The organism is Mesorhizobium sp. M4B.F.Ca.ET.143.01.1.1 (assembly GCF_004792275.1).
Classification (GTDB): domain Bacteria; phylum Pseudomonadota; class Alphaproteobacteria; order Rhizobiales; family Rhizobiaceae; genus Mesorhizobium; species Mesorhizobium abyssinicae.
This window is the reverse complement of the sequence record NZ_SRSR01000011.1, coordinates 207,739-217,881: the sequence shown is the minus strand read 5'-3', so window position 1 is coordinate 217,881 and position 10,143 is coordinate 207,739. Positions and strand designations below refer to the sequence as shown.

The window sequence follows — 10,143 nt, the reverse complement described above, 5'->3', positions numbered from 1 at the left end:
CCGAGATCGAGAACACGTCCTCGATCGGCATCAGGAACGGCTTGTCCAGCGGACGCACCGGCGTCGGGATGTAGGCGTCGACCTGCGCCATCAGCTCGCGGATCGCGTCCTCGCCGATGGTCTTGTTGGAGTCTTCCAGCGCGGCAAGCGCCGAGCCCTTGACGATCGGAATGTCGTCGCCGGGGAACTCGTTCTTGGTCAAGAGCTCGCGAACCTCGAGCTCGACCAGCTCGAGCAGCTCGGCGTCGTCGACCTGGTCGACCTTGTTCAGGAACACCACGATCGACGGCACGCCGACCTGGCGGGCGAGCAGGATGTGCTCGCGCGTCTGCGGCATCGGGCCGTCGGCGGCCGACACGACCAGGATCGCGCCGTCCATCTGCGCGGCGCCGGTGATCATGTTCTTCACATAGTCGGCGTGGCCGGGGCAGTCGACGTGGGCATAGTGGCGGTTGGCCGTCTCGTATTCGACGTGCGCCGTCGAAATCGTGATGCCGCGCGCCTTCTCTTCCGGCGCCGCGTCGATCTGGTCATAGCGCTTGTATTCGCCAAAATACTTCGTGATCGCCGCCGTCAGCGACGTCTTGCCATGATCGACGTGGCCGATCGTGCCAATGTTCACATGCGGCTTGGTGCGCTCGAATTTACCTTTTGCCATAGTCTCTTTCCTTGGACGGCCTGGACATTCAGTTCAGTCGAATGCGGGGCGATTAGCGACAACGGCTGAAAAACACAAGTGCCTTGTGGCTGAGCGCCCTCGCCCGGTCCGAACCCATGATCCGATTTCGGGGGGATGTGGCGTGGATATAGGGTCGCCCGGTGGAAAATGAAATGGGCGAAAGCCGCCCCGGCCGCTGGCCCATTGCCGCTGTGGCGTCGGTCTGATTTTCTTCGCCGCATGCAGTTCATCCCGACGAACATCCGCGGCCCGCTGTTTATGGTCGTCTCGACCGGGTCCTACCTGGTCAACGATACGATGATGAAGCTCGCGACCACCGGCCTGCCGCCTTACGAGGTGCTGTTCCTGCGCGGCGTCGCGGCGGCGCTCTGGGGAATTCCGCTGCTTGTCCTGCTCGGCTATGCCAGGCAGGTCCCTTTGATCTTCGAAAGGAAGGTGCTGCGCCGCAACCTGCTCGAACTGGCGGCGATCCTTTGCTACGTCGTGGCGCTCGCCAACATGCAGATCGCCGATTCAACGGCGCTCGGGCAGATCACACCGCTGCTGATGCTGGTCGGCGCCTCGGTGCTGTTCGGCGAGCGTATCGGCGGCGCGCGCATGGCGCTGATCGGGGTCGGCTTCATCGGCGCGCTGATGGTGGCGCAGCCGACGATGCAAGGGATTTCGGTCTATGCCTTGCTGGCGCTCGGCAACGCGGTCCTGTCGGCCGCGCGAGATCTTGCCGGCCGCAAGGTCGGCGCCGAGGTGCCGGGCATGATCGTCGCCATTTCCGCGGTCGTGGTCGTGCTGGTCGGCTCCGGCGTCGCGCATCTCGTTTCCGAGCCCTGGGTCATGCCGGAGCCCCGCCACCTCTTGCTCATCGCCGGCGCCGGACTGTTCCTGATCTTCGGCCATTTCTTCATCTTCATGGCCTATCGCGTCGGACCGACGAGCGCGGTGGCGCCGTTCTATTATTGCTTCACCGTGTGGGCGGTCATCTCGGGCCTGCTGGTGTTCGGCCAGTTTCCGAACGCGCTCGCCGTCTGCGGCATCCTGCTGGTGGTGGCCAGCGGCCTTGCCATCGTGTCGCTGGACGAAAGAAGGCGCCGGCTGATACCGGTTGCCTAGGCCAGGCAGCCAAGCGTTTGACTCCCAGGATTTCTGGGCGGCACTTCCGTGACTTTCATTCGGGAAATCTGGAGCGGGTAGCGGGAATCGAACCCGCATATTCAGCTTGGAAGGCTGCTGCTCTACCACTGAGCTATACCCGCGCCTTACACTGAAGTACCGGATTCACCCAAAAAGCGCCATGCGCTTTTCGGTCCGAGACTTTTTCGTTTCAGGGCTTCCGGGCCGGCAGTGGTGGAGAGGGTTGGATTCGAACCAACGTAGGCTAAGCCAACGGATTTACAGTCCGTCCCCTTTAACCACTCGGGCACCTCTCCAGTCTGCCGCCGGAGCCATGCAACGAGGCATTGCCGATCCGGAGCCCGAGTAGAAGTCTTCTCCGAAATCAGCGAAGCGCCTTATGGCGGCAAGGCTGGTGGGTGTCAACCGCACGTCCCGGCAAAATGCGCTGAATTTGACAGCATCCTCGGCAAGCCGGCTTCTGCCAGTATCCATGGCCCGACGACACGGCTATAGAAGCCCGCCATGAGCAAAGTCAACAAGCCCGGAACACCCAAAGACACTCACTACGCCAAGCTGCGTCGCGCCCACCGCGACCAGAAGGCCGGCGGTGCACCCGCATTCCGGCCGCGCCAGCCGCTGCCGCCGGGCGAATCCCCCGGCGACGGCTTGGTGCGGCTCTATGGCCTGCACACGGTGCGAGCCGCGCTCGACAATTCCCGGCGCAAGATCAGGAAGATGCTGGTGACGCGCAACGCCGCCGAACGGCTTTCAATCGCCGACCTTGCTGCCCTGCCCTTCAAGGCCGAGCTGGTCGAGCCAAAGGACATCGACAGGATCACCGGGTCGGATGCCGTGCATCAGGGCGTGCTGGTCGAGGCCGAGCCGCTGAAGCCGAAGCGCCTTGACGCGCTCGGCGACACAAGGCTGGTGCTCGTGCTCGACCAGGTCACCGATCCGCACAATGTCGGCGCGATCCTGCGCTCCGCGGTCGCCTTCGGCGCCGGCGCGCTGATCACCACGGCCCGCCACAGCCCGCAGGAATCGGGCGTGCTGGCGAAATCCGCCTCCGGCGCGCTCGAACATATCGACCAGATCGAGGTGAAGAACCTCGCCGACGCACTGGGACAACTGCACGAGGCCGGCTTCCAGACCATCGGGCTCGATTCCGACGGACCGGCCGAGCTGGAGAAAACATTCGCCGGCGACAAGATCGCCCTGGTGCTGGGCGCCGAAGGCAAAGGCCTGCGTCAGAAGACGCGCGAGACGGTAACGGCGCTGGCCCGCCTCGACATGCCGGGTGCAATCCGCTCGTTGAACGTTTCCAACGCGGCGGCGGTGAGCCTTTATGCGGCGCGCGCATTCCTGAAGCGCGGCTGAGACCGAAGCGGCAGTCCGCCTTAACCGGAAAGATCAAGAACGAGAAACGGATCCCAGCAACAACGCTGGAAGCCGTTCTCGGACAGGAAAGGAGCAGGCGGCTTGGGAACGTTGCGCCGCCCTCTCCTGATCCTATGCTGCCTTGCCTTTGGTTTCCGCCGCGTCGCCGCCGACCTCGAAATTCGCCATTCGCTCCAGCGCCCTGACCAGCGCCGAGTGATCCTCCTTCGCACCGCCATTGGCAGCGCAGGAATTGAACAGCTGCTGTGTGGTCGAGGTGTTGGGCAGCGAGACGCCAAGCGCCTTGGCGCCCTCCAGCGCCAGGTTGAGGTCCTTCTGGTGCAGTTCGATGCGGAAGCCCGGCGCGAAGGTTCGCTTGATCATGCGCTCGCCATGCACTTCGAGGATGCGCGAGGCGGCGAGCCCGCCCATCAGCGCTTGGCGAACCTTGGCCGGATCGGCGCCCGCCTTCGAGGCGAAGACGAGGGCTTCGCCGACCGCCTCGATCGTGAGGGCAACGACGATCTGGTTGGCGACCTTGGTCGTCTGGCCGACGCCGTTCGGGCCGACGAGCGTGATGTTTTTTCCCATCTTCTCGAACACCGGCTTTGCACGCTCGAAGGCTTGTTCCTCGCCGCCGACCATGATGGTGAGCGAGGCGGCCTTGGCGCCGACCTCGCCGCCCGATACCGGCGCGTCGAGATAGTTGCAGCCGAGATCGTTGATCTTTTTCGCGAATTCCTTGGTGGCGATAGGTGAGATCGAGCTCATGTCGATGACGAGCTTGCCCTTGGACAGGCCGGAGGCGACGCCGTGCTCGCCGAACAGGACGTCGGCGACTTGAGGCGTATCAGGCACCATCGTGATGATGATATCAGCCGCCTTCGCCACGGCGGCATGGCCGGTGACGGTCTTCAGCCCCTTGCCGATCAGGTCAGCCGGCGGTTTGGAGCGATGGTCGCTGGCGACTACGGGGTAGCCGGCATCGAGCAGATGCCCCGCCATCGGCGCGCCCATGATGCCGAGGCCGATAAAGCCGATGGTTTCCATTTGTTCGCTCCTGAAATTCGTAACTGCAACTAGCCGAAGGTACGGCGCTGCCCCTCATCCGCCTGCCGGCACCTTCTCCCCGTATAGTGACGGGGAGAAGGAAGACTTTAGGCGGCCGCGCTGCCCTGGCCGGCCAATGCCTTGAACCAGCCCAGCCCTGCGTCCGTGCCGGCCTTCGGCTTGTATTCGGCGCCAATCCAGCCGGCATAGCCGAGCCGGTCGATGTGCTCGTAGAGGAAGGGATAGTTGATCTCGCCCGTCCCCGGCTCGTGACGGCCGGGATTGTCCGCAAGCTGGATATGCGCGATGCGGCCGAGGTTTGCCTCGATGGTACGGGCGAGATCCCCCTCCATGATCTGCATGTGGTAGATGTCGTATTGCAGGAACAGGTTCTTCGAGCCTATGCGGTCGATCAGCGCCAGCGCCTGGTCCGAATAGTTCAGGAAGAAGCCGGGAATGTCGCGCGTGTTGATCGGCTCGATCAAAAGCCGGATGCCGGCCTGCTCCAGCTTCTCGGCCGCGAAAGCCAGATTCTCGGCAAAGACGTTCTCCAGCACCGCGCGATCGGCTCCCTGTGGGGCGATGCCGGCAAGGCAGTTGATCTGCTCGCAGCCGAGCGCATGCGCATAGGTGATGGCCTTGGCCACCCCTTGCCGGAATTCCGGTACCCGATCGGGAAGCACGGCAATGCCGCGCTCGCCCTTTGCCCAGTCGCCCGGCGGCAAGTTGAACAGAACCTGCGTCAGCCCGTTCTTCTTCAGGCGCGCGGCGACGACGTCCGGCGCATGATCGTAAGGGCCGATATATTCGACGCCCTTGAAGCCGGCGCGGGCAGCGGCATCGAAGCGGTCGAGGAACTCGTGCTCGCCGAAGAGCATCGACAGGTTGGCTGAAAAACGCGGCATTCTTTTTCTCCTTCTCCCCGCCGGGCTCAATCCAACATCATGATCGCCGTCGGCGCATCCTCATTGCGTTCGGCCAATTCCTCGAACTCGGTGATCTTGTCGATTTCCGTGCCCATGGAAATGTTGGTGACGCGCTCGAGGATGAATTCGAGCACGACCGGAACCTGGTGCTCCTTCATCAGCCGCTGCGCCTGCTTGAAGGCGCCGGCGAACTCTTCCGGCTTACGCACCCTGACCGCCTTGCAGCCCATCGCCTCTGCGACCGCGACATGGTCGACGCCGTAGCCCGCTTCCGGATCGTTCGCCCGGTTGACGTTCTCGAAGGCAAGGCTGACCTCGTAGTCCATCGAGAACCCGCGCTGCGCCTGGCGGATCAGCCCGAGATAGGCGTTGTTCACGACGACGTGGATATAGGGCAATTTGTGCTGCGCCCCGACCGCCAGTTCCTCGATCATGAACTGGAAATCGTAGTCGCCGGAGAGCGCGACGATATCGCGGTCCGGATCGGCCGCTCGCACGCCGAGGGCGGCCGGCAGCGTCCAGCCGAGCGGGCCCGCCTGGCCGCAATTGATCCAGTTGCGCGGCTTGTAGACATGCAGGAACTGCGCGCCGGCGATCTGCGACAGGCCGATCGTGGTGACATAGGTGGTGTCGCGGCCGAAAGCCTTGTTCATCTCCTCATAGACGCGCTGCGGCTTCAGCGGCACCTGCTCGAAATGCGTCTTGCGCTTCATCGTCTTCTTGCGCTGCTGGCATTCCTTCGCCCAGCCCGACCAGTCGCGCAGCTTGCCCGCCGTCCGCCATTCGGTGGCGACGTCGAGCAGCATCTTCAGCGCCGCACCGGCATCCGAGACGACGCCGAGGTCCGGTGCGAAGACGCGGCCGATCTGGGTAGGCTCGATATCGACATGGATGAATTTCTTGCCCTTGGTGTAGACGTCGACCGAGCCGGTGTGACGGTTGGCCCAGCGGTTGCCGATGCCGAAGACGAAGTCGGCTTCCAGCATCGTCGCATTGCCATAGCGATGCGAGGTCTGCAGGCCGCACATGCCGGCCATCAGCCGATGGTCGTCGGGGATCGTGCCCCAGCCCATAAGCGTCGGAATGACCGGCACGCCGGTGACCTCGGCGAACTCGATCAGCAGGTCGGACGCGTCGGCATTGATGATGCCGCCGCCGGCGACGAGCAGCGGCTTTTCCGCCTGATTGAGCATCGCCAGCGCCTTCTCGGCCTGGCCGCGCGTCATCGCCGGCTTGAACGGGGCGAGCGGCTCGTAGGCGTCGATGTCGAATTCGATCTCGGCCATCTGCACATCGACCGGCAGGTCGATGAGGACCGGACCCGGCCGCGACGAGCGCATCAGATGAAAGGCCTTCTGCAGCGCCATCGGCACCAGATAGGGTTCCATGACGGTGACCGCCCATTTGGCGACCGGCGAGGCGATCGCGGCGATGTCGACGGCCTGGAAATCCTCCTTGTTGAGGCGCGCGCGGGGAGCTTGGCCCGTTATGCACAGGATCGGAATGGAATCGGCCGCCGCCGAATAGAGCCCGGTGATCATGTCGGTGCCGGCCGGGCCGGAGGTACCGATGCAGAGGCCGATATTGCCGGCCTTGGCCCGCGTATAGCCTTCGGCCATATGCGAGGCGCCTTCAACATGGCGCGCGAGAACGTGGCGGATGGTGCCCCTTGCCTTCAGCGCCGAGTAAAGCGGGTTGATCGCCGCGCCCGGCACGCCGAAGGCGCACGAAATGCCCTCCTTTTCGAGAACGAGAACGGCAGCGTCGACAGCGCGCATCCTGGCCATTTGCAAAGCCTCCACGAATTTGTTGGTGGCTGAGAATGCCAGTACGCTCGCTATTTTTCAATTTTTTCAGAATATTTTTTCATTTCTAGAAATTAGCTTTTACGCTATGATTTCACTACGTTTCCCGTTTTCCAAGAATTCAGCCTCGTGGAGCGGTGAAAAACTTTTTCATTGCCAAATCGGCGAAATCGGCGAGAATGCCCACCATGGAAACCAGCGAAAAACGGCAGCGCGGCCGTCCGCGCTCCTTCAACGGCCCGTCCGAAGCCGCCTCCGTGCAGTCGCTCGACCGCGCCTTGCGCATCCTTGCCATCGTCGCCGAAGGCAGCGGCCTGTCGCTGAGCGAGATATCGGCGCAAAGCGGCCTTGCCGCCTCCACCGCCTACCGCATGCTGACGACGCTGGAGAACCACGGCATGGTCGAATTCGACGGCACCGACCAGCTGTGGTCGATCGGCGTCGAGACCTACCGCATGGGCGCCGCGTTTCTGCGCCGCCGCAAACTGGTCGATCGCGCCCGCATCGTCATGCAGGAACTGATGGAAAAGACCGGCGAGACCTCCAACCTCGGCGTCGCCGAGGACGACTGCGTCGTCTTCGTCAGCCAGGTCGAGACGCACCAGGCGATCCGCGCCTTCTTCCGGCCGGGCACGCGCAGCTCCTTCCATGCCTCCGGCATCGGCAAGGCGGTGCTGGCGCATCTCGATCCCGAGCGTGTCGCCGCCATCCTGCGTCGCGCCGGGCTCGAGCGCTTCACCGACAAGACGCTTTCCGACATCTCGGCGCTGGCCCGCGACCTTGTCGCGATCAAGCATCGCGGCTGGTCGGTCGACGACGAGGAGCGGCACCCGGGAATGCGCTGCGTGGCCGCCGCCATCTTCAACGAGTTCGGCGAGCCGATCGGCGGCGTTTCGGTGTCCGGGCCCACCGTTCGGGTGACGCCGGAGCGTCTGGCCGAGATCGGTCCGCTGGTGCGCGAAGCGGCGACCGAGATAACCAGGATGATCGGCGGGCATTCTTCACAAGGCGCTGCCGAGGCATCGCTGTTCGAGGTCAGCGCCACGCGCTTGCCTTGACTCTGGCCCGACTTGACACCGGTCCGGCAACGGCCGAAGTCTGCGCCTCCGATCCATTCCCGCCCGGAAACGCATGAGCCTCCAGTCCGTCAAAGCCTTCTTCGCCGAGCATGCCCCCGACATCGCGGTGATCGAAACGCCGACAAGCTCGGCGACCGTGGCGCTCGCGGCCGAAGCGCATGGCGTCGAGCCGGGACAGATCGCCAAGACGATCTGCATGCGGGTCGGCGAGCGGGTGCTGCTGGTGGTCGCCCGCGGCGACGCGCGCATCGACAACCGCAAATCGCGCGACGCCTTCGGTGGCAAGCCGCGCATGCTCGATGCCGAACAGGTGGCCGAGATCACCGGCCATCCGGTCGGCGGCGTCTGCCCCTTCGGCCTCGCCTCGCCCCTGCCGATCTACTGCGATGTGTCGCTGCGCGCCTTTGACGAGGTCGTGCCGGCCGCCGGCACCACCAATGCCGCGGTCAGGATCGGCGTCGATCGCATGGCGGGCCTGGTCAGCGCCGAATGGTGCGACATCTGCCAGTAGCTACCCGTTTGGCAGCGCGCTCTTGCCCGCGATCTCGAAGAAGTCGAGCAGGATCGCCAGGCCGACGCCGCTTGCAGTGAAGATCAGGCCGGTGATGAAGATGCGGTTGGCCCGCTCGTAGATCGGCTTTTGCAGCGAGCTTACGTCGAGCAGCAAGGACAGCGCCCGCATCTGCAGCGCGATGCCGATCAGGATCGGCAGCACCGCCAGCAGATGGTAGGTTTGCCATGGGATCGGGTTGGCGGCCCAATGGGTGATGAAGCCCAGCGAAAATGCCAGCAGGATGCCGACGGTGGTGACCGTGCCGTTGCGGAAAACGGGCTCGATCAAGTCTTGCTTCGGATCCTGTTCGTCCAAGCGTCCCTCCTCGGTTTGGCCGTTGGGGCGAGATTAGACGCTCGGAAAATCGCTGTACACCGCCGAGGGCGGAGGCTTTTCAACTTGAAAGCCTTGTCAACGCAACAGGGCCAGCCCCCCGACGGCAGAAGAAGGGGCCACGGAGAAGCCCCTTCTTCCGGTTGCCTGAGGCGGTTCACCTCCTCTCAGAGCTGGCAGTAATGACGATAGCCGTCGTAGCCGGCATAGGTGTCGGAGTACGGGTCGTAGCTGGCGTAGCGGGCGAGGCAGCGGCGGACGTGCGAGGAACCGCCGCCATATTCGTCGACATAGACGGGCTGCGGCTGCTGCTGGGAGAGCAGGCTGCCGAGCACGAACCCGCCGACGCCGGCAGCGATGCCTATGCCGATTTCGCGGTTGTGATGGTGGCTGTGGGCGGCCGAGGGCTGCACGGTGCCGACGAGCGAGCCGGCGGCGACGGAGGTGGCGATGAGGCCGGAAACAATGGTGCGCTTGAACATGACGATCTCCTGTTTCATGGAGAGGCGACATCCGCCTCTTGATCATCAGTCGTCGCGGCTTGGAAAAAGGTTCGAAGTTTTTTGAAATTTTTTCGAGCGGCGGAAAATAGTCCGTTCGGCGCGTGGACTTTGCGTCCGTCAAAGTCGACGATGCCCGCCGACAGCCTCTGTCATCGACCTGCAGATCTCTTTGGAGGTCAACCGCCCCGGCCGGTGATGTGGCGGAGCCAGAAGGCGAGCGCGATGAAGCCGATGATGGTGGTGACGCCGGTCCAGTCGATGCTGGCCTTCTTCAGATCGCTGACGAGCTTGACCACGAGAAGCCAGGCCACCACGACAAGCGGGAAGATGATGATGAGCCGGATCATGCGAAAACCCTCGACCAGGTAATTGCATCTCTCCAGGATATAGGAAGCCGGCCGGCCATTTTCAGCATGCCACCCGGCCACCCTCGCAGGGTCCAATAGCCGCCGCGAACGGAGTTTTGTCTTTACTGGCGCACGGAATATGCTACCGGAGCGCCATGCCCTTGTAGCTCAGCTGGTAGAGCAGCGGTTTTGTAAACCGAAGGTCGGCGGTTCGATCCCGTCCGGGGGCACCAGCTGTCTGATCAACTTCCAGTCTGATGCCGCAGATCAAGAGGGGTAACGGGCGCGTTCGGGAGTGCCGCGTTCCGGCATCTCGCCGCTGTTTCCATAGCTTTGAAGGAGGCGATGAAATTACCCACACGGTTACCCCGTGGGGTGGCC

11 protein-coding genes and 3 tRNA genes are annotated in these 10,143 nt (G+C 63.7%); 5 read left to right on the top strand and 9 right to left on the bottom strand.

Annotation, left to right across the window (positions count from 1 at the left end):
- Positions 1-658: GTP-binding protein (locus EN786_RS25120; RefSeq protein ID WP_135908969.1), on the bottom strand; the 658-nt coding region annotated here is incomplete at its 3' end.
- A 240-nt stretch (positions 659-898) separates the two neighbouring features.
- On the opposite strand from EN786_RS25120, the gene EN786_RS25115 reads away from it, so the two are divergent.
- Positions 899-1,786 carry a DMT family transporter gene (locus EN786_RS25115; protein ID WP_127287118.1) on the top strand — a complete coding sequence of 296 codons (888 nt, stop codon included), beginning with the start codon at positions 899-901 and terminating at the stop codon, positions 1,784-1,786.
- 69 nt (positions 1,787-1,855) lie between these two features.
- Here EN786_RS25115 and EN786_RS25110 read toward each other — a convergent pair.
- Positions 1,856-1,929, bottom strand: a tRNA-Gly gene (locus EN786_RS25110).
- 89 nt (positions 1,930-2,018) lie between these two features.
- A tRNA-Tyr gene (locus tag EN786_RS25105) sits at positions 2,019-2,103 on the bottom strand.
- A 208-nt stretch (positions 2,104-2,311) separates the two neighbouring features.
- Between EN786_RS25105 and EN786_RS25100 the strand changes: the two genes are divergently transcribed.
- Positions 2,312-3,166 carry an RNA methyltransferase gene (locus tag EN786_RS25100; RefSeq protein WP_135908967.1) on the top strand — a complete coding sequence of 285 codons (855 nt, stop codon included), beginning with the start codon at positions 2,312-2,314 and terminating at the stop codon, positions 3,164-3,166.
- 132 nt (positions 3,167-3,298) lie between these two features.
- Here the strand turns inward: EN786_RS25100 and EN786_RS25095 are convergent, their stop codons facing one another.
- The 3 genes from EN786_RS25095 to gcl all read right to left on the bottom strand — a co-directional run bounded on the left by EN786_RS25095 (position 3,299) and on the right by gcl (position 6,929).
- Complete coding sequence (locus EN786_RS25095) at positions 3,299-4,216, bottom strand: 2-hydroxy-3-oxopropionate reductase (protein ID WP_127311453.1); 918 nt, start codon at positions 4,214-4,216, stop codon at positions 3,299-3,301.
- A 107-nt stretch (positions 4,217-4,323) separates the two neighbouring features.
- Entirely contained in the window at positions 4,324-5,121 is a 798-nt protein-coding gene (gene otnI, locus EN786_RS25090) for a 2-oxo-tetronate isomerase (RefSeq protein ID WP_127311452.1), read from the bottom strand.
- Between the two features lie 26 nt (positions 5,122-5,147).
- Positions 5,148-6,929, bottom strand: a complete 1,782-nt coding sequence (gcl, locus tag EN786_RS25085; protein WP_135908965.1) for a glyoxylate carboligase — start codon at positions 6,927-6,929, stop codon at positions 5,148-5,150.
- 206 nt (positions 6,930-7,135) lie between these two features.
- Here gcl and bhcR point away from each other — a divergent pair, with 206 nt between their 5' ends.
- Positions 7,136-8,005, top strand: coding sequence for an HTH-type transcriptional regulator BhcR (gene bhcR, locus EN786_RS25080; protein ID WP_127287297.1), 870 nt, complete (start codon positions 7,136-7,138; stop codon positions 8,003-8,005).
- Between the two features lie 73 nt (positions 8,006-8,078).
- Entirely contained in the window at positions 8,079-8,537 is a 459-nt protein-coding gene (locus EN786_RS25075) for a YbaK/EbsC family protein (protein WP_127312139.1), read from the top strand.
- Here EN786_RS25075 and EN786_RS25070 read toward each other — a convergent pair whose 3' ends face one another.
- From EN786_RS25070 to EN786_RS37790, 3 genes are all read right to left on the bottom strand, one after another.
- Positions 8,538-8,894, bottom strand: a complete 357-nt coding sequence (locus EN786_RS25070; protein WP_127287295.1) for a hypothetical protein — start codon at positions 8,892-8,894, stop codon at positions 8,538-8,540.
- A gap of 185 nt (positions 8,895-9,079) precedes the next feature.
- A complete protein-coding gene (locus EN786_RS25065; protein WP_245493450.1) occupies positions 9,080-9,412 on the bottom strand; it encodes a BA14K family protein in 333 nt (110 codons plus the stop codon).
- Between the two features lie 179 nt (positions 9,413-9,591).
- On the bottom strand, positions 9,592-9,762 hold the full coding sequence (locus tag EN786_RS37790; protein WP_189340672.1) for a hypothetical protein: 171 nt from the start codon (positions 9,760-9,762) through the stop codon (positions 9,592-9,594).
- Positions 9,763-9,919: 157 nt separating this feature from the next.
- On the opposite strand from EN786_RS37790, the gene EN786_RS25060 reads away from it, so the two are divergent.
- Positions 9,920-9,995, top strand: a tRNA-Thr gene (locus EN786_RS25060).
- The last annotated feature ends 148 nt before the right edge of the window (positions 9,996-10,143 follow it).

Excerpts from the sequence above, each read along its gene's own strand:
- EN786_RS25115 (WP_127287118.1), top strand. The coding sequence starts at position 899 with ATGCAGTTCATCCCGACGAACATCCGCGGCCCGCTGTTTATGGTCGTC.
- EN786_RS25100 (WP_135908967.1), top strand. The coding sequence starts at position 2,312 with ATGAGCAAAGTCAACAAGCCCGGAACACCCAAAGACACTCACTACGCC.
- EN786_RS25095 (WP_127311453.1), bottom strand. The coding sequence starts at position 4,216 with ATGGAAACCATCGGCTTTATCGGCCTCGGCATCATGGGCGCGCCGATG.
- otnI (WP_127311452.1), bottom strand. The coding sequence starts at position 5,121 with ATGCCGCGTTTTTCAGCCAACCTGTCGATGCTCTTCGGCGAGCACGAG.
- gcl (WP_135908965.1), bottom strand. The coding sequence starts at position 6,929 with ATGGCCAGGATGCGCGCTGTCGACGCTGCCGTTCTCGTTCTCGAAAAG.
- bhcR (WP_127287297.1), top strand. The coding sequence starts at position 7,136 with ATGGAAACCAGCGAAAAACGGCAGCGCGGCCGTCCGCGCTCCTTCAAC.
- EN786_RS25075 (WP_127312139.1), top strand. The coding sequence starts at position 8,079 with ATGAGCCTCCAGTCCGTCAAAGCCTTCTTCGCCGAGCATGCCCCCGAC.
- EN786_RS25065 (WP_245493450.1), bottom strand. The coding sequence starts at position 9,412 with ATGAAACAGGAGATCGTCATGTTCAAGCGCACCATTGTTTCCGGCCTC.
- EN786_RS37790 (WP_189340672.1), bottom strand. The coding sequence starts at position 9,762 with ATGATCCGGCTCATCATCATCTTCCCGCTTGTCGTGGTGGCCTGGCTT.